At 64.5% G+C, this 18,540-nt stretch carries 18 protein-coding genes; 15 read left to right on the top strand and 3 right to left on the bottom strand.

Translation table 11 applies throughout. The features are described from left to right. Positions 1 to 24: 24 nt before the first annotated feature. A complete protein-coding gene (locus tag DXH78_RS17210) occupies positions 25 to 1,032 on the bottom strand; it encodes a polyprenyl synthetase family protein (RefSeq protein ID WP_115518439.1) in 1,008 nt (335 codons plus the stop codon). 127 nt (positions 1,033 to 1,159) lie between these two features. Between DXH78_RS17210 and DXH78_RS17205 the strand changes: the two genes are divergently transcribed. From DXH78_RS17205 to DXH78_RS17160, 10 genes are all read left to right on the top strand, one after another. After that, positions 1,160 to 2,158 carry a glycosyltransferase family 2 protein gene (locus DXH78_RS17205; RefSeq protein ID WP_115518438.1) on the top strand — a complete coding sequence of 333 codons (999 nt, stop codon included), beginning with the start codon at positions 1,160 to 1,162 and terminating at the stop codon, positions 2,156 to 2,158. Between the two features lie 2 nt (positions 2,159 to 2,160). Then, on the top strand, positions 2,161 to 2,391 hold the full coding sequence (locus tag DXH78_RS17200) for a putative signal transducing protein (RefSeq protein ID WP_115518437.1): 231 nt from the start codon (positions 2,161 to 2,163) through the stop codon (positions 2,389 to 2,391). 5 nt (positions 2,392 to 2,396) lie between these two features. Further along, positions 2,397 to 3,170, top strand: coding sequence for a tRNA1(Val) (adenine(37)-N6)-methyltransferase (locus tag DXH78_RS17195; RefSeq protein WP_115518436.1), 774 nt, complete (start codon positions 2,397 to 2,399; stop codon positions 3,168 to 3,170). A 327-nt stretch (positions 3,171 to 3,497) separates the two neighbouring features. Continuing rightward, the gene (locus tag DXH78_RS17190; protein ID WP_115518435.1) at positions 3,498 to 4,379 is read left to right on the top strand and encodes a S49 family peptidase; all 882 of its coding nucleotides are present in this window, start codon (positions 3,498 to 3,500) and stop codon (positions 4,377 to 4,379) included. 77 nt (positions 4,380 to 4,456) lie between these two features. Continuing rightward, a complete protein-coding gene (locus DXH78_RS17185; protein ID WP_115518434.1) occupies positions 4,457 to 4,660 on the top strand; it encodes a hypothetical protein in 204 nt (67 codons plus the stop codon). 350 nt (positions 4,661 to 5,010) lie between these two features. Continuing rightward, on the top strand, positions 5,011 to 5,943 hold the full coding sequence (locus tag DXH78_RS17180) for a glycine--tRNA ligase subunit alpha (RefSeq protein WP_115518433.1): 933 nt from the start codon (positions 5,011 to 5,013) through the stop codon (positions 5,941 to 5,943). Positions 5,944 to 5,956: 13 nt separating this feature from the next. Then, positions 5,957 to 8,203, top strand: coding sequence for a glycine--tRNA ligase subunit beta (glyS, locus tag DXH78_RS17175; protein WP_115518432.1), 2,247 nt, complete (start codon positions 5,957 to 5,959; stop codon positions 8,201 to 8,203). Positions 8,204 to 8,462: 259 nt separating this feature from the next. Further along, the gene (locus tag DXH78_RS17170) at positions 8,463 to 8,606 is read left to right on the top strand and encodes a DUF3096 domain-containing protein (protein ID WP_115518431.1); all 144 of its coding nucleotides are present in this window, start codon (positions 8,463 to 8,465) and stop codon (positions 8,604 to 8,606) included. Positions 8,607 to 8,717: 111 nt separating this feature from the next. Continuing rightward, positions 8,718 to 11,519 carry a pyruvate, phosphate dikinase gene (ppdK, locus tag DXH78_RS17165; protein WP_115518430.1) on the top strand — a complete coding sequence of 934 codons (2,802 nt, stop codon included), beginning with the start codon at positions 8,718 to 8,720 and terminating at the stop codon, positions 11,517 to 11,519. Positions 11,520 to 11,554: 35 nt separating this feature from the next. Then, complete coding sequence (locus DXH78_RS17160) at positions 11,555 to 11,821, top strand: hypothetical protein (protein ID WP_115518429.1); 267 nt, start codon at positions 11,555 to 11,557, stop codon at positions 11,819 to 11,821. Positions 11,822 to 11,823: 2 nt separating this feature from the next. On the opposite strand, the gene DXH78_RS20290 is transcribed toward DXH78_RS17160, so the two are convergent. Continuing rightward, complete coding sequence (locus DXH78_RS20290; RefSeq protein WP_115518428.1) at positions 11,824 to 13,173, bottom strand: methyl-accepting chemotaxis protein; 1,350 nt, start codon at positions 13,171 to 13,173, stop codon at positions 11,824 to 11,826. A gap of 184 nt (positions 13,174 to 13,357) precedes the next feature. Here DXH78_RS20290 and DXH78_RS17150 point away from each other — a divergent pair, with 184 nt between their 5' ends. The 5 genes from DXH78_RS17150 to DXH78_RS17130 all read left to right on the top strand — a co-directional run bounded on the left by DXH78_RS17150 (position 13,358) and on the right by DXH78_RS17130 (position 18,055). Further along, positions 13,358 to 14,605 (top strand): cell wall hydrolase, encoded by a 1,248-nt coding sequence (locus tag DXH78_RS17150; protein ID WP_245416915.1) that lies wholly within the window; start codon positions 13,358 to 13,360, stop codon positions 14,603 to 14,605. A gap of 166 nt (positions 14,606 to 14,771) precedes the next feature. Then, positions 14,772 to 16,016, top strand: coding sequence for an MFS transporter (locus DXH78_RS17145; RefSeq protein ID WP_115518546.1), 1,245 nt, complete (start codon positions 14,772 to 14,774; stop codon positions 16,014 to 16,016). 83 nt (positions 16,017 to 16,099) lie between these two features. Then, complete coding sequence (acuI, locus tag DXH78_RS17140) at positions 16,100 to 17,086, top strand: acrylyl-CoA reductase (NADPH) (RefSeq protein WP_115518427.1); 987 nt, start codon at positions 16,100 to 16,102, stop codon at positions 17,084 to 17,086. A 107-nt stretch (positions 17,087 to 17,193) separates the two neighbouring features. Then, complete coding sequence (locus DXH78_RS17135) at positions 17,194 to 17,652, top strand: hypothetical protein (protein WP_147292667.1); 459 nt, start codon at positions 17,194 to 17,196, stop codon at positions 17,650 to 17,652. Positions 17,653 to 17,731: 79 nt separating this feature from the next. Then, positions 17,732 to 18,055, top strand: coding sequence for a 2Fe-2S iron-sulfur cluster-binding protein (locus DXH78_RS17130; RefSeq protein WP_115518545.1), 324 nt, complete (start codon positions 17,732 to 17,734; stop codon positions 18,053 to 18,055). Positions 18,056 to 18,066: 11 nt separating this feature from the next. Here the strand turns inward: DXH78_RS17130 and DXH78_RS17125 are convergent, their stop codons facing one another. Then, positions 18,067 to 18,540, bottom strand: coding sequence for a PaaI family thioesterase (locus DXH78_RS17125; RefSeq protein ID WP_115518425.1), 474 nt, complete (start codon positions 18,538 to 18,540; stop codon positions 18,067 to 18,069).

Raw genomic sequence — 18,540 nt, 5'->3', positions numbered from 1 at the left:
TCCTTACCATGAGGCCGGTTAAGGTCAGTACGCCCGCGCGATACAGAACGCGACCGTCTCTTCCAGCGCCGTCTTGATCTCGCAGTCCGGCACCAGCGCCAGCGCTTCGGTGGCGATGGCGCCATAATGCCGGGCGCGGCCGAGCGTATCCTCGATGGCGTGATGCTTGGTCATCAGACCGATGGCGTGATCGAGATCGCCGTCTTCGATCTTGCCCTCGCCGAGGGTGCGATTCCAGAAGGCGCGTTCGGCGTCTGAGCCGCGGCGGAACGACAGCACCACCGGCAGCGTGATCTTGCCTTCGCGGAAGTCGTCGCCGACATTCTTGCCGAGCTTGGCCGACTTGCCGCCGTAGTCGAGCGCGTCATCGACGAGCTGGAAGGCAACACCGAGATTCATGCCATAGGAGCGGCAGGCGGCGATGGCCGCCTTGTCGCGGCCGGCCAGCACCGGGCCGACCTCGCAGGCCGCCGCGAACAGTTCGGCGGTCTTGCCGCGGATCACGGCCATGTATTCGTCTTCGTTGGTCGCTGTGTTCTTGGCGGCGCCGAGCTGCATCACCTCGCCCTCGGCGATGACCGCCGCAGCGGAAGAGAGAATATCGAGCGCCTGCAAGTTGCCGACCTCGACCATCATCTTGAAGGCCTGGCCAAGCAGGAAGTCGCCGACTAGCACGCTGGCCTCATTGCCCCAGAGCATGCGCGCCGCCTGCTTGCCGCGGCGCATGTCGCTCTGATCAACGACGTCGTCGTGCAGCAGCGTTGCGGTGTGCATGAATTCCACGGCGGCGGCGAGCTTGATATGGCCGTCGCCCGCGTATCCGGTGAGCTGCGCCATGGCCAGCGTCAGCATGGGCCGCAGCCGCTTGCCGCCCGACGAAATCAGGTGGTTGGCCACTTCCGGGATCATGGTGACGTCCGAGCCGGTACGGTCGAGAATCGTCGCGTTGACGCGTTCCATCGCCGGTGCGAGCTGCCTGACCAGCCGCTCGATCGAGCCCTGCGGATTTTCAAAAGGGACCACAACGGCCAAGACGCATTCTCCTTGAGGCACTTGAGGCCGGGTCTTCCGGCCCTCGACGGCGGGGTAGGGCGAGCATAGAAACGCTATGCTAAAGCAGCAAGACCTCGTCAGGGACGGGGGCGGAACAGGGGCGGCGATGGACGAGCGCATAAGCGGTATCGCGACGACTGCCGGGGATGCCGCGGCGCGGCAGACCTGTCGGATCGCCGTTCTGGTGCCCTGTTACAACGAAGCGGCGGCCGTCGCCAAGGTGGTGGCCGATTTCAAGGCGGCGCTGCCTGACGCCACCATCTATGTCTTCGACAACAATTCGAGCGACGATACCGCGGCGGTTGCGCAGGCGGCCGGGGCGGTCGTGCGCAAGGAGATGCGCCAGGGCAAGGGCTTCGTGGTGCGCCGCATGTTCAGCGATATCGAGGCCGACATCTACGTTCTGGTCGACGGCGATGCAACCTATGACGCGCCGAGCGTGCCGAAGATGATCGACCTTCTGTTGCGCGATCACCTCGATATGGTGGTCGGCCACCGCGTCGATCAGGAGGTGGCGGCCTATCGCGCCGGCCACCGCACCGGCAACTGGCTGCTCACGACGTTCGTCGCCACGGTGTTCGGGCGAACCTTTAACGACATGCTGTCGGGCTATCGGGTGTTCTCGCGACGCTTCGTCAAATCGTTCCCGATGCTGTCGGGCGGCTTCGAGATCGAAACCGAACTCACGGTCCACGCCCTCGAACTGGGCCTCGCCGCCGCCGAAGTCAAAACGCCGTACTACGCGCGGCTGGAGGGTTCGACGTCAAAGCTCAACACCTGGCGCGATGGTTTCCGTATCCTGTGGACTATCGTGCAGCTTTACCGCAGCGAGCGGCCGTTTCCATTCTTCGGCGCGATCGGCGCCGTGCTGGCGCTGATTTCGCTCGGTTTGGCGATCCCGATTGTCATCACGTTCCTCGAAACCCATCTGGTGCCCCGGCTGCCGACCGCGATCCTGGCGATGGGCCTGATGCTGCTCGCCTTCCTCTCGGTCGCCGTTGGCCTCGTGCTCGACACGGTGACGCGCGGCCGCCGCGAGATGAAGCTCCTGGCCTATCTCAACCACCGTGCGCCCGGCGACGAACGCCGCCGCGCGGATCGCTGACAATGAAAGAAATTCTCCGCACCAATGACGCGGTTCTTGTATCGGCCGTCACCGCGCTGCTCGATGGCGCCGATATCGCCCATATGGTGCTCGACCAGAACATGAGCGTGCTCGAAGGCTCGCTCGGCGTGCTGCCGCGCCGGGTGCTGGTGGCGGATGACGAACTGGCCGCCGCGCGCCAGTTGCTGACGGACGCGGGGCTCGCTCATGAACTGCGTCCGCATAACCCTTGAGAAGCATGATCGCCGGGATCGACACCACCGACGATGCCGTGCTCGGCGGCCGGCTGCGGCTGTTGCAGCCCAAGCGCGGCCATCGCGTCGGTCATGACGCCATGCTGCTTGCCGCGGCGACCGGCGGCCGCGCCGGTGAGCGGGCGGTTGATTTCGGCGCCGGTATTGGCGGGGCAGGGCTGGCGCTGGCGTGGCGTGTGCCGGGCCTGCGGGTGACTTTGCTCGAGATTGACCCGGCGCTTGCCGCGCTGGCCGGCGAGAACGCCCGGCGCAACGGCATGGGCGACCGCGTTGACGCGATCGCCTGCGATGTCGAGAGCATCGCGGCACTGGCCGCCGCCGGCCTGCAGGAGGCGAGTGCTGATCAGCTCCTGATGAACCCGCCTTTCAACGATCCTGCTACGCAGCAGAGTTCGCCCGACGCGCGGCGGCGTCTGGCGCATGTGGCGGATGCGGATTTGCTTCGGCGATGGCTGGCCAGCGCGGCCTGGACCCTGAAGCCGGGCGGCACGCTGACGCTGATCTGGCGTGCGGCGGCGCTCGATGAAGTCATCGCGGCCGTTTCGCCCGCCTTCGGCGAGATCAAGGTGTTGCGGGTCGCGCCGCGGCCGGGCGCCGAGGCCATCCGGATTCTGATGCGGGCCGTGAAAGGCGGCACAGGGCGGCTGCCGGACCTGCCGCCACTCATCCTCAATGACGATGCGGGCAAGCCGTCGGGCGCCGCCGAGGCCGTTCTGCGTGAGGCCAAGCCGCTGGCGCTAGCCGATCGATCCGGTTAGCGGCGAAGGGTGCTGCGGATCTGCTGGCGCACGCGGTCAAAAATGCCGTCGCCGGACCACGACAAGGTCAGGATGGTGCCAATCAGCAGGAACAGGATGGTGAGCTTCGGATCCATGTGTCGCTCCCTTCTCTTCTCCCCAGCCTCTAAAAGCTAGGCGTTGATACTGCGCTGCACAAATCATCTTAGGGTAAATAAAGTGCAACTTTTGGTGATTTCAACCTCGCGCATGGCTGCGTTGCTGCGTCGCACCATACCCCGCTACCAAGGGACTTCGATCGGCTCCTTGTCTTTGACTAAGGCCGCCCAGGCTGACTAACTGCCGACCATGGCTTCGTTCCTGGAAAACCTGCTCGCCCCCTTAAACGTCCTGATCCCGGCGCGGTTCCGTGCGGACATCCCGGTCGTGCCGGTGGTGCGGTTGTCGGGCGTGATCGGCGTGACCACGCCGCTGCGGCCGGGAATCACGCTGGCGGGCGTGACGCGGACGCTCGACCGCGCCTTCGCCGTGCCGCGGGCGCGCGCTGTCGCGCTGCTGATCAATTCGCCGGGCGGCTCGCCGACGCAGTCGCATTTGATCTTCCGCCGCATCCGTCAGCTGGCCGAGGAAAAGAAAATCCCGGTGATCGCCTTCATCGAGGATGCCGGCGCGTCCGGCGGCTACATGCTGGCCTGCGCCGCCGACGAGATCGTCTGCGACGACTATTCGATCGTCGGCTCGATCGGCGTCATTGGCGGCTCGTTCGGCTTTCCCGAATTGATGAAGAAGCTCGGCATCGAGCGCCGCATTTATACGTCGGGCGAGCGCAAGGCGATGCTCGATCCATTCCGCGAGGAAAATCCGGACGACGTTGCGCGCATCAAGTTGATCCAGGCCGACATCCACGCTCACTTCATCGAATTGGTGAAGAAGCGCCGCGGCACCAAGCTCAATGGCGACGACAAGACCTTGTTCTCGGGCGAGTTCTGGACGGCCGGCAAGGCGATCGAACTGGGGCTGGCCGACTGCCGCGGCGAATTGCGCGCGACCTTGCGTGAGCGCTACGGCGACAAGGTGCGCACGCCGGTTATCGCCGTCGAGCGCGGTTTCCTCGGCCGCCGTCTGATGGGTGCGCAATTGTCAGACCTTACGCGCGGGCACGGTGGTTTCGCCGACGACGTTCTCGCGGCGCTGGAAGAGCGCGCGCACTGGTCACGTTACGGATTGTAAATGTCGCAGGGCGGTTTCCGTCGCGAAATAGCCCAGATTCACCGAAACCATTGTCGCACCGGATGTAAGGAGCTGACATGCCTGCGTTTCTGTTTACGCCCGTGGTAAAGTGGACGCTGGCCGCCATGGGCGGCGCGATGATCGTGCAATGGGCGGTGAAAGAAGCGCGCCGCATCAACGACGAGCTGGAGGCGCAACGCCGCGTGCGGGTGCGCATCAAGGATCGCGAGAATCGCCCGACGCTGCGGCGCGACCCGGCGACCGGGGAATATCGGCTCTAGACGTCAGCCGGACTTAACGGATGTGGTGAGACAGCCGGCGCGTCAGCGCGCCGTGCCCGGTTGGCCCGTGACGAGCGCGCCGAAAAACAGCACGAGAAACACCATTCCGATCACTTGAAAAGCCAGCATCTGACGCCTCTTTGACCTTCCTCGGCCCGCCTCAACTGCGTATCTATCGGATCGTTTTCAAGATCCACTAAAGGCGAATGTTCGAATTGTCTCGATCTGACCCTTTTTGGGCCCCAACCTTGACCGGGTTTGGGGCCGCCGATAGGGTCCCGGCCGCCGTTACCCTTTGAAAATGAGGGGCAAACGGCCGCCGGAAAACCCCTGACAGGCCCGAACGTTCCATGCCCGCCGCGCAAGCCAATCTCGATCCGTCGCGCTCGTTTCAGGGCCTGATTTTGGCGTTGCAGCAGTTCTGGGCCGGGCAGGGCTGCGTCATTCTCCAGCCCTACGACATGGAAGTCGGCGCCGGCACCTTCCATCCGGCCACCACCTTGCGCGCGCTCGGGCCCAAGCCCTGGAACGCCGCCTATGTGCAGCCCTCGCGCCGGCCGAAGGATGGCCGCTACGGCGAGAACCCGAACCGGCTGCAGCACTACTACCAGTTCCAGGTGATCCTGAAGCCGTCGCCGCCGAACATCCAGCAGCTCTATCTCGACTCGCTCAAGGTGATCGGCATCGCCTCCGATCTGCATGACATCCGTTTCGTCGAGGACGACTGGGAAAGCCCGACGCTCGGTGCCTGGGGGCTCGGCTGGGAATGCTGGTGCGACGGCATGGAAGTGTCGCAGTTCACTTACTTCCAGCAGGTCGCCGGCGTCGAATGCGCGCCGGTTGCGGGCGAACTCACTTACGGTCTCGAGCGCCTCGCCATGTATGTGCAGGGTGTGGATCGCGTCTACGATCTCAACTTCAACGGTCTCGATGGCGACAAACGCGTGACCTACGGCGAAGTCTTCCTGCAGGCCGAGCGCGAATATTCGAAGCATAACTTCGAAGTCGCCGACACCGGCATGCTGTTTGAGCAGTTCAAGATGGCCGAGCAGGCGTGCAAGAAATATCTCGACGCCGGCTACAATGCCGAACGCACACATCATGGCATGGCGCTGCCGGCCTATGATCAGTGCATCAAGGCGTCCCACGTTTTCAATTTGCTCGACGCCCGCGGCGTGATCTCGGTCACCGAGCGGCAGAGCTACATTCTGCGCGTGCGCGAATTGGCGAAAGCCTGCGGCGAAGCCTGGCTGGCGACCGAAGCCGGCGGCGTTTCCGTTTAAGTCAGGATCGACGATGCCCGATCTTCTGCTCGAATTGTTCTCCGAAGAAATTCCCGCGCGCATGCAGGCGCGCGCCGCCGATGACCTCAGGAAGATGGTCACCGACCGGCTGGTTGCGGCCGGGCTCGTCTATGAAGGCGCCAAGGCTTTCGCCACGCCGCGGCGGCTGGCGCTGACGGTACAGGGCGTGCCGGCGCGGCAGCCCGACCTCAAGGAAGAGCGCAAGGGCCCGAAAGTGGGCGCGCCCGAGCAGGCCATCGCCGGTTTCATGAAAGCGGCCGGTTTGACCTCGATCGATCAGGCGAAGGTGCAGGCCGACAAGAAGGGCGACTTCTATGTCGCCATCACCGAGAAAAAGGGCCGTGACGCCGTTGAGGTGATCGCGGAGCTGATCCCGGAGATCGTGCGCGCTTTCCCGTGGCCGAAATCGATGCGCTGGGGCGCGGACTCGGCAAAGCCAGGCGCGCTCACCTGGGTGCGTCCGCTGCATTCCATCATCGCCACCTTCGGACCCGAGACCGAGGAGCCGGTGGTGCTGCCGTTCGCGATTGGCGGCATCACAGCCGGCAACGAAACCCGCGGCCATCGCTTCATGGCGCCGGCCGCCTTCAAGGTGCGGCGCTTCGACGATTACGTGGCGTCGCTCGAGAAGGCCAAGGTCGTGCTCGATCCGGCGCGGCGCATGGACATCATCCGCACCGATGCGCGCAACCTTGCGTTCGCGCAAGGGCATGAACTGGTCGAGGACGAAGGGCTGACGGCGGAAGTCGCCGGTCTCGTCGAATGGCCGGTGCCGCTGATGGGCGCCTTCGACAAGGCCTTCCTGGATATTCCGGGCGAAGTCATCCGCTCGACCATCCGCGCCAACCAGAAATGTTTCGTGCTGCGCGATCCCTCGACGAGCAAGCTGGTCAACAAGTTCATCCTCGTCGCGAATATCGAGGCGACCGACGGCGGCAAGGCCATCGTCGCCGGCAACGAGCGCGTCATTCGCGCGCGCCTGTCGGATGCCAAGTTCTTCTACGAGACCGACCTGAAGAAGAAGCTCGAGGATCGTCTGCCGAAGTTCGAGCAGATCGTGTTCCACGAGAAGCTGGGCTCGCAGGCTGAACGCATCGCGCGCATCGTCTCGCTCGCCGGCGATCTGGCGCGGGCCGTCGACGCCGACCGGGCCAAGGCCGAACGCGCGGCGCAGCTCTGCAAGGCCGATCTGCTCACCGAAGTGGTCGGCGAATTCCCTGAACTGCAAGGCCTGATGGGCCGCTATTACGCCGAAGCGCAGGGCGAGGACGAGGCGGTCGCGCATGCGATCGAGGATCATTACCGGCCGAAGGGCCCGGACGATCTCGTGCCGGCCGATCCGGTGTCGATCGCCGTGGCGCTTGCCGACAAGATCGATACGCTTGTCGGTTTCTGGTCCATTGATGAGAAGCCGACCGGATCGAAGGACCCCTATGCGCTGCGCCGTGCGGCGCTCGGTATCATCCGCATCATCATCGACAACCAGTTGCGCCTGCCGCTGCGCCGCCTGCTGTGGCGTCACTTCGGCGCCGTGGCGCGCGACGAGGCTTTGGCTTCGGCCTTCGCGGCGCTGCATCCGATCCACGACGAGATCGCCAATATCGGCGCCACCGACATCGAACTGGCGATGAAGCTCGAAGTGCTGGTGTCGACCAAGGAGCGCAGCGTCGCCGGGCCGAAGCTGATCGAGGCGCATTCCTTCGTCGTGCCGACGCGCGATCTCATTGCCTTCTTCGCCGACCGTCTCAAGGTGCAGCTGCGCGAGCAGGGCGCCCGGCACGATCTCGTCGATGCCGTGTTCGCGATCGAGGGTCAGGACGACCTGCTGATGGTCGTGCGCCGCGTCGAGGCGCTCGGTGCGTTCCTCGAAACCGACGACGGCAAGAACCTGTTGGCCGGCGTCAAGCGCGCCTCGAATATCCTGCGCATCGAAGAGAAGAAGGACGGCAAGGCTTATGCCGGTGCCGTCGATGCGTCGCTGCTCAAGGAAGCGGAAGAGAAGGCGCTGGCCTTAGCCACCGCTGCCGCCAAGCAGGAGACGGCGGCCGCCGTTGCCAAGGAAGACTTCGCCGTCGCGATGAGCGCGCTGGCCAAGCTCCGCCCCACCGTCGATGCCTTCTTCGACAAGGTCACCGTCAATGCCGACGACAAGGCCGTCCGCGCCAACCGCCTGACGTTGCTCAACGAGATCCGTGAAGCCACCCGCACGGTGGCGGATTTCGCGCGGATCGAGGGGTAAGTTCCTTCGTCATTCCGGGGCGCGAGCGCAGCGAGCGAACCCCGGAATCCAGCGGAGTTTGAGGGTGGGTCTGGATTCCGGATCCGGTGCTTCGCGGACGGAAGGAGAAAGGCAGGCCGCCCCGGGCCTTTAAAGAACAGGGGCGATGGCGCACGCCTTGCGATTCTGGCAAGGCCATCCTGCAGCGGGCGCGGGAACTCGCGCCTGCTTCATCTGTTCTAGGTTCCGTCCCTCCTGCACCCCAAAAGGATTCTCTCCCATGACCATCAGCATCGCCAATTTGCAGCCGATCGTCGCCATTCTGGCCGGCGTTCTCATCCTCATCATGCCGCGGCTGCTGAACTACATCGTCGCGGCCTATCTGATCGTCATCGGCCTGATCGGTCTCGGTATCTTCCGCTAGGTCTAAAGACCTGTCCGTACCGGGCCTTTCCGGGCTTGCGCTGCAGCATTCGGCGTGATTTGACGGCCCCGGGTTCCATATCCTCCCCCGATCCAGGACCAGATCTCCGAGATGGCTAAACGCAAATCCAAGAAATCCGCCCCGAAAAAGGCCGCAGCCAAGAAGGCTGCGGTCAAAAAGACCGCGGCCCGGAAGATGCCGGCCAAGGCAAAAGCCAAAGCCGCGCCAGCGGCGAAGGGCAAGTGGGTCTATGCTTTCGGCGGCGGCAAGGCCGAGGGCAAGTCGGAGATGAAAAATCTCCTGGGCGGCAAGGGCGCCAACCTCGCCGAAATGGCCAATCTCGGCCTGCCGGTGCCCCCCGGTTTCACCATCACCACCGAGGTTTGCGTTTATTACTATGCCAACGGTGAAAAATATCCGGCGGCATTGAAGGGCCAGGTTGAAAAGGCGCTGACCCAGGTCGGCAAGATCACCGGCAAGGTGTTCGGCGACCGCGTCAACCCGCTGCTGGTGTCGGTGCGCTCCGGTGCCCGCGCCTCGATGCCGGGCATGATGGATACCGTGCTCAATCTCGGTCTCAACGACCAGACCGTCGAGGCGCTGGCGGCGAAGTCCGGCGACCGTCGCTTTGCGTATGACAGCTATCGCCGCTTCATCACCATGTATTCGGATGTGGTGCTTGGCGTCGGTCACGAGCATTTCGAGGAAATCCTCGACATGCACAAGGAGAAGCAGGGCTACTCGCTCGACACCGATCTGACCGCCGACGACTGGGCGCAGCTCGTCGAGCGTTACAAGGCGCGCGTCAAACAGGAGCTGGGCCGCGACTTCCCGCAGGATCCGCACGAACAGCTCTGGGGCGCCATCGGCGCCGTGTTCGGTTCCTGGATGAACCAGCGCGCCAAGACCTATCGCCGACTGCATTCGATTCCCGAAAGCTGGGGCACCGCGGTCAACGTGCAGGCCATGGTGTTCGGCAATATGGGCGACACCTCGGCGACCGGCGTTGCCTTCACGCGCAATCCTTCGACCGGCGAGAAGAAGCTCTACGGCGAATTCCTCATCAACGCGCAAGGCGAAGACGTTGTCGCCGGCATCCGCACGCCGCAGGAAATTTCCGAGGACGCGCGCAAGGAAGCCGGCTCCGACAAGCCCTCGATGGAGTCGGCGCTGCCCGACGCCTACAAGGAGCTGACGCGCATCTACAACAAGCTCGAGAAGCATTACCGCGATATGCAGGACCTCGAGTTCACGGTCGAGCAGGGCAAGCTGTGGATGCTGCAGACCCGCAGCGGCAAGCGCACGGCGAAGGCGTCGCTGCGCATCGCCGTTGAACTGGCCAATGAAGGCCTGATCTCGAAGAACGAAGCAGTGTTGCGCGTCGATCCGCTGTCGCTCGATCAATTGCTGCATCCGACGCTCGATCCGAAGGCGCACCGTCATGTGCTGGCGACCGGCCTGCCGGCGTCGCCGGGCGCGGCCTCGGGCGAAATCGTGTTCTCGTCGGATGAAGCGGCGCAGCTCAAGGCCGACGGCCACAAGGTCGTGCTGGTGCGCGTCGAGACCTCGCCGGAAGACATTCATGGCATGCACGCCGCCGAAGGCATTCTGACGACGCGCGGCGGCATGACCTCGCACGCCGCCGTGGTGGCGCGCGGCATGGGCAAGCCCTGCGTCTCCGGCGCCGGCCAGATCCGCGTCGACTATGCGGCCGGCACCATGAGCGCCGGCGGCAAGACCTTCAAGAAGGGCGACCACATCACCATCGACGGCTCGACCGGCCAGGTGCTGGAAGGCAAGGTGTCGATGATCGAGCCGCAGTTGTCCGGCGAGTTCTCGACGCTGATCGGCTGGGCCGACAAGGTGCGCAAGCTTGGCGTTCGCGCCAATGCCGACACGCCGAACGACGCCAAGGCGGCGATCCGCTTCGGCGCCGAAGGCATCGGCCTGTGCCGCACCGAGCATATGTTCTTCGACGACGAGCGCATCCAGGCGGTGCGCGAGATGATTCTCGCCGACGAGGAAAAAGCGCGCCGCGCCGCGCTCGCCAAATTGCTGCCGATGCAGCGCGGCGACTTTGTCGAGCTGTTCGAGATCATGGACGGCCGTCCGGTCACCATCCGTCTGCTCGATCCGCCGCTACATGAGTTCCTGCCGCATGGCGACGAGGAAATCGCCGAAGTCGCAGCCGCGATGGGCGTTGATGCCAAGAAGATCGCCGACCGCGCCAAGGAGCTCGCCGAGTTCAACCCGATGCTCGGCTTCCGCGGCTGCCGTATCGCGATTGCCTATCCGGAAATCGCCGAGATGCAGGCGCGCGCCATTTTCGAGGCCGCCGCCGATGTCACCAAGCGTACCGGCAAGAAGGTCGTGCCGGAAGTGATGGTGCCGCTGATCGCGACCAAGGCCGAACTCGACCTCGTCAAGGCGCGCATCGACGCGATGGCCGAAGCGGTCAAGAAAGAAACCGGCGCCAAGCTCACTTACGACGTCGGCACCATGATCGAACTGCCGCGCGCCGCACTGATGGCCGGCGAAATCGCCGAGTCGGCCGAATTCTTCTCCTTCGGCACCAACGATCTGACGCAGACCACGTTCGGCATTTCGCGCGACGATGCCGCGAGCTTCCTCGGCATCTACACCGCGCGCGGCATTCTGCCGGCCGATCCCTTCGTCTCGATCGATCAGCAGGGCGTCGGCGAACTCGTGAAGATCGGCGTCGAGCGCGGCCGCAAGGTGCGCCCGAAGCTCAAGGTCGGTATCTGCGGCGAACACGGCGGCGATCCGTCGTCGGTCGCGTTCTGCCATGAGGCCAAGCTCGACTATGTGTCGTGCTCGCCGTTCCGCGTGCCGATTGCGCGTCTCGCGGCGGCGCAAGCGGCGCTCGGCAAGGCGGCGGCAAGTCAGGCCTAAGACAGCCGATCAACAATAAAGGGGGGCGACAAGCCATGAGGATCGACTGGATTTTCTACGGCTTCTCGCTCCTCATCGGCCTTGCCGCCGCGGGACTGTACATCTATGTGCCGGCGAGCCGCAGCTTTGCGGTGTCGCCTTATTTCTGGATTCTGGTCGCGATCGCGTTGTTCGAAACCGTGGTGATGTATCTCCGCGGTTTTCAATTCGGTCCGCCGCTGAGCATGACGCATCGCATCGCCGGCTTTGCGCTCGCGGTCGGCCTGTTCCTGATCCTGCGCACCAGCGCCGGGCTGCAGTAGCGCTAGACAGCCACTTTCTTCAGGAAGTCCTCGACCTCAAGCCGCAGATTGCCGACTGCGGCTTCGACGGTCTGCGACGTCGCGCGCACGACCTCGGCCGACGCGCGCGTTTCGTCCGCAGCCGCCACCACTTCGCCGGTTACCTGCACGACATGGCTTGCGCCTTGGGCCGCGCCAGCAACGTTCTGCGAAATTTCATCGGTGGCCGCGCTTTGCTCCTCGATCGAGGCGGCGACCGTCGCGGTGTAGCGATTGATCTCGCCCATGCGCTCGGCGATCTTGCGGATCGCTTCAATGGCGCCGCCGGTCGAATTCTGCACGGCGAGAATATGGCCGGCGATTTCCTCGGTCGCTTTCGCCGTTTGCACCGCCAGCGATTTGACTTCGGAGGCGACTACGGCAAAGCCGCGGCCGGCCTCGCCGGCGCGCGCGGCTTCGATGGTGGCGTTAAGCGCCAGCAGGTTGGTCTGCCCCGCAATGTTGCCGATCAGCTTGACCACGTCGCCGATCTTTTGCGCGCCATCGGCCAGTTGACCGATTTCGCTGTCGGTCGCGCGAGCTTCGTCGGTCGCCTGCTTCACGATATCGCTGGTGTGGCTGAGCTGGCGGCTGATCTCGCCGATCGATTGCGACAGCTGTTCGGCGGCGATCGCCGCGGTTTCGACATTGGCGCTGGCTTCGGTGAAAGCCTGTGCGGCGCTGTCGGCGCATTGCGAGGTCTTGTCCGAGGCATCGAACAACGCACTGGCGGTGGTGCGCATGGTTGATGCGCCCTCGCTGACGCGCAACAGCAGATCTTCGGCAACCGGGCGGAAGGCGACGATCGCGCCGTCGACCGCGGCGCGGCGCTTCTCGGTGTCGCGGTTGGCGGCGCGCTCGAGTTCGGCGTTGCGCTGCTGGGTGACGTCCTCATGCGTCGAGACCCAGCCGCCGTCGGACAGCGCTTCGTTTCTGGCGAGGACAATGCGCCCGTCGCTGGCCGGCACATAGGCGCCCATGTCGCTGCCGCCGCGCACTCGCCTCAGGATATCGGCGCAATAGGCATCGATGTCGCCCTTGAACAGGCCGGTCGCCTGCCTTTGCACCATCAGGTCGCGCAGCGGCAGGCCGGGCGTCACTGTTTCCGTCGACAGCCGGTACATTTCGAGATAGCGGCGATTGCTGAAAACGACGCGGCCGCGGTTGTCGAACATGCACAAGCCTTGCGACATGTTGTCGAGGCCCAGCGACAGGTGTCGATACTGCGAGCGTTGCCGGCGATAGACGACTGCAGCGGCGATCAGCAACACAACGCTGATCTTGCCCAGCGCGGCCTGGCCGCCGAGAGTCGCCAACAGCGGTAACAGGTCCATGATGGCCCCGCGATCACCAGAAATGGTATCCGATTGTGAGCGATACCGATTGCCAGAGGGTTAATAGACTCTTGCGAAACGCCGCGGCGGTGCGGCGTTAACGCGCGGGCAAGGTTAACCGGCCAATAACGAAACCTGTCGCATTGTCCTGATCGCGGGTGGCATTTGTGGTCGAGGACGTTGCGTGGCGTCGCGTAAGGTCGATTTCAGAACGCGTCGGCGTTATGGCGCCAGGACGAGGGGCAAGCTGTTTGGCTGTGCCCTGTCGGTCTTTGCCGTTCTGCCCACATCCACCGGTTATCAGGACCTGGCTTCATTGCTGGCGCGGCAGCCCGGCGTCGCCGAGCGCGCGCGGGAACATCTGATCGCGTCGCCCTTCGGCACCATTCACGCCGCGATGTTCTCGATGCCGCGGCCGGTCGGCACCACGATTCCGCAGCCGGTTGCCTACACGCTGGCCAGCCTCGATCCGAACGATGTGTCGCGTTCAATCGCGGCGCAGCCCTGGACCGATCCGAACGCGCCTTTCAGGTTCCCGACCGTGAACCGCAAGAACAAGCGGGACTCGCTGATCTCTCGGGCGCGCACACCGATGCCGCCGATGCCGGCGCTGACCGCGATCGAACCTGCGGGGCCATCGCTCGATCTGAGGCGCAAGGATGACGGCCCGAAGCTTGAGCTTTATTCCACCGACGAGGTGTTCTTCGGCCGCCAGCCGCTGGCCGGCGAACGCGAACGTCTGTTGCCCTGGGCGCCGGGCGACGCGCCGGTCGTGGTTGCGTCGGGCGATCCCGATGTGAAGATGTCGGCGCTGGCGCCGCCGAACGGCGACATCAAGATCGACGAGGGCCACAGCGTCGCCTCCAAAGGTGTCGTCACCGGTCCCGATCAGCGGCCGCGCTCGCCGTCCGAACGTTTGTCGTTGTCCGGCGTCAAGCGCACCCAGGCCGAAAAGTGTCTCGCCCATGCCATCTATTTCGAGGCCCGCGACGAACCGGTCACGGCGCAGATCGCGGTGGCGCAGGTCGTGCTCAACCGCGTGTTCTCGCCTTATTACCCGAACGATGTCTGCGGCGTGGTCTATCAGAACAAGCACCGGCATCTGGCCTGCCAGTTCACCTTCGCCTGCGACGGCAAATCGGAAGCGATCAAGGAGCCGGAGGCCTACGACCGTTCGATGCGCATCGCCCGCGATTCGCTCGACGGCAAGCTGTGGATGCCGGAGGTCGCCAAGTCGACGCATTATCACGACGACTGGGCGCGGCCGAACTGGGTGCCCGAGATGAAGAAGATGGACAAGCTTGGCGGCCTCATCTTCTACCGCCCGCGCAACTGGGGCGACGGCGCTGCGGAGCCGAGTTGGGGGGATCCCAAATTCACGCTGCAGGAGGCTCGCAACCTGACCCGGATCTACGGCAACGCCGGTCGATAGCGGCGGGCGAGGGCGAAATCCCCAACGATTTCCGCGCGAGCCATGCGTGCCGCAAATGGCTTTGATCAGTACTTTTCGCTAGGGGCGGCGCAGGCTTGTTACTATGTTTCGGCTCTTGGCCGGTGGCAAACTGCCGCTGGCATTGAACTTCGCCGGAGCAACCCGAATGTCCTCCCAGACCGCCAGCGCACCTCCGTCCCTTGGCTGGCGCGCGCCTGCCGTGATTATCGTGTGCGGCTGTATCATCGCGCTTTTGGGCTTTGGCCCGCGTTCGGCGCTCGGTTTCTTTCTCACCCCGATGTCGCAGCTTCACAATTGGGGCCGCGACGTCTTCGCCTTCGCGCTGGCGGTGCAGAATCTGTTGTGGGGCATCGGCCAGCCTTTCGCCGGCGCGATCGCCGATCGCTACGGCGCGCCGCGGGTGTTGATGGCCGGCACCGTGCTCTATGCCGCCGGGCTGTTTCTGATGGCCTATTCGACGACCCCGGCGACGCTCACTTTGTCGGCTGGCGTGCTGATCGGGTTCGGTTTGTCGGGCTGCTCTTTCACCATCGTCGTCGGCGCCTTCGGCAAGCTTTTGCCGGATGAATGGCGCTCGACCGCCTTCGGTTTTGGCACCGCGGCGGGCTCGTTCGGTCAGTTCCTGTTTTCGCCACTCGCCGTGGGCCTGATCGGCTCGGCCGGTTGGACCAGCGCGCTGTTCGTCTTTGCCGCGCTGATGCTGATCATTCTGCCGCTGTCGCTGGTGCTGGCGGCGCCGCGCAAGCCGGCGGCCGGTACCGTCGCGCAGCTCCCGCAATCCTATAAACAGGCTTTGACCGAAGCCTTCGGTCATCGCAGTTACGTGCTGCTGGTGATCGGCTTCTTCACCTGCGGTTTCCAGCTTGCCTTCACCACCGTGCATTTGCCGGCCTATCTTGCCGACCGCGGACTGTCGGCGGAAATCGGCGGCTGGACGGTGGCGGCGATCGGCCTGTTCAATATCGTCGGCTCGATCACCTCGGGCTATCTGGGCTCACGCATGCCGAAGCGTTACATCTTGTCGGCGATCTATTTCGGGCGCGCGATCTCCATCGCCGCCTTCGTGCTGCTGCCGGTGACGCCAGTGACGACGTTGATCTTCGGCGCGGTGACCGGTCTGTTGTGGCTGTCGACGGTGCCGCCCACGTCGTCGCTGGTGGCGGTGATGTTCGGCACGCGCTGGCTGGCCATGTTGTTCGGCATCGCCTTCTTCAGCCATCAGGTCGGCGGCTTCCTCGGGGTGCTGCTCGGCGGTCTCGCCTACGAGCATTTCCAGAGCTACAACCCGGTGTGGTGGCTGAGCGTTTTCTTTGGCGTCCTGTCGGCGATCATCAACCTGCCGATCGTGGAAAAGCCGGTAGCGCGCCCGCTGGTCCCGGCTGCGGCCTGAAATCGTCCCCCTAAAACAGTTGCGCGCGGGGCCTCCGCGCGCGAAAACCCTCGCAAATCCTCTGGATACGAAGCGAGGCCCGGGTGACGACTTTCAAGGCGATGGTGATCGAGAAAACCGAGAGCGGCACCAAGGCCGCGCTCGCCGATTTCGATGAAGCAAACCTGATGGACGGCGACGTCACCGTCCGCGTCGAATATTCCACGGTCAATTACAAGGATGGCCTCGCCATCACCGGCAAGGCGCCGGTGGTGCGCCGGTTCCCGATGATCGCCGGCGTCGACTTCGCCGGCACCGTCGAGGCGTCGAGCCATCCCAAGTGGAAGGCCGGCGACAAGGTCATTCTCAATGGCTGGGGTCTCGGCGAAACCCATCTCGGTGCCTATGCCGAAAAGGCGCGGGTGAAGGGCGACTGGCTGGTGCGCCTGCCGGCCGGCATCTCGACCCGTGACGCGATGGCGATCGGCACCGCGGGCTACACGGCGATGCTTTGCGTCATGGCGCTGGAAAAGCACGGCCTGACGCCGGCCAGCGGCCCCATTGCCGTCACCGGCGCTGCTGGTGGCGTCGGCTCGGTTGCGGTGGCGATCCTGTCCAAGCTCGGCTTTTCGGTCAGCGCCACCACCGGCCGCCCCGAGCAGGCCGACTATCTCAAGAGCCTCGGCGCCAGCGAAATCGTCGAACGCGCCGCGCTTGCCGGCACGCCCAAGCCACTGGCCAAGGAGCGCTGGGCCGGCGGCATCGACAGCGTCGGTTCCACGACCCTGGCCAACCTCCTGTCCATGATCCGCTATGGCGGCGCGGTTGCTGCCTGCGGGCTTGCCGGCGGTATGGATCTGCCGGCGTCCGTCGCGCCGTTTATTTTGCGCGGGGTGTGTCTTTTGGGCATCGACTCGGTGATGTGCCCGCTGCCGAAGCGCGAAGAGGCGTGGAAAAGGCTGGAAACGGACCTCGATCGCCAGAAATTAGCCGCGATGACCCGGGAAATCGGCCTCTCCGAACTGCCGGAGGTGGCAGCCGCCATCGTCGCCGGGCAGGTTCGGGGTCGCGTCGTGGTCAAGATCGGGTAAATTCCATTCAGGATTTGCCAACGATCGTTAGGCATACTCCGCAAGATGTTTTCTGGCGGGCGCAAGCCCGCTAATCTTGTCTTGTGGCGTCAGTTGGAGTTCCCGTGATGTTGCGTGTAAGTGCGTGCGTGATCGGCCTGTTGGCCGTCCTGCCGTCAGTGGCAACGGCCGAAGAGCTGACGGCTGAACAGGCGCGCGCTTTCGTCGTCGGCAAGACCTTCAATTACACCTGCTTCGAAGGCACCCGCGGCCGCGGCCGCGTGCTGCATGACGGCTCGGTTGTCGGTTCGATCCAATTCCAGGGCGCCGGCAAGGTGCGCTACGCCGCGCTGCCGGCCAATACGCTGCATGTGCGCGAAGGCTCGGTCTGCGCCAGTATGAAGGGCCTGCCGATCGACCCGTGCTTCCGCGTTACCAAGGTCGACGAATACACGTTCCGTGGTTCAGTCTCCGGTCTCGGCTTTGCCTATTGCGAGTTCACGCGCCGGCCGACGCGTTCGGCCAGTGTCGAGAACGAAGATGGCCCGCTGAAGCTGCGCTCGTCGTTCGCCGCCGGCAACAACTGAAAATATACGATGTAGACCGATGATGGATGGCGGCGGGCCGCCACCAGGCGCCGCCATGCGCGCGCCGGAGGCTGACACCATGCCGACCATCGTCTTTATCGAGCCGAACGGCCGATCCCAGCCCGTCGACGCGCCGCCCGGCATGACGCTGATGGATGCAGCGGTCGATTGCGAGATTGACGGCATCATCGGCGCCTGCGCCGGCAGCTGTTCCTGCGGTACCTGTCACGTCTATATCGACGAGCCGTGGTTGTCGCGCCTGCCGAAACGCAGCCGCGAGGAAGACGACAAGCTCGATGAAGTCGCCGCGGAAGTGAAGAGGTCGAGTCGCATGGCTTGCCGCATCATGCTGACGCCGCAGCTTGACGGCATGGTGGTGCGGGTGCCGCCGACGCAGGGCTGAAGCGACCGCTTCTACGGCTTCGCCGGCATGATCATGCAGGTCGTCGTGGCGTGAGCGTAAAGCTTGCCGCTTGCGTCCTTGAGGTCGCCCTCTGACGTTGCAATGGTGCGTCCGCGGTGGATGACGCGGCCTTCGGCACGCACCGGGCCGGTGTCTTTGGTCATCGCCCGCACATAATTCAGCTTCAGCTCCAGCGTGGTCCAGGCATCGCCTTTGAGCATGGTCGTGAAGATCGCGCAGGCGAGCGCTGAATCGAGCAAGGTCGCGGCGAAGCCGCCATGCACGGTGTGGATCGGATTGTAGTGCCGCTGTTCGGGCAGGCCCTCGAACACCACGCGATTGGGTTCGGCCTCGATCAGATGAAAGCCGAGCGTCCCGGCGATCGGCGGCTGCGGAAACTGTCCGGAGATGATGCCCTTGAGAAAGCTCAGGCCGTCGTGAGCGGCAAGTGTCTCCGGGCTGACCAGTCCGTAGTGCAATGACAT

This window comes from Undibacter mobilis, from assembly GCF_003367195.1.
Lineage (GTDB): Bacteria > Pseudomonadota > Alphaproteobacteria > Rhizobiales > Xanthobacteraceae > Pseudolabrys > Pseudolabrys mobilis.
Note: the sequence above shows the minus strand (reverse complement) of the source record. Positions and strands in the feature narration are given on the sequence as shown.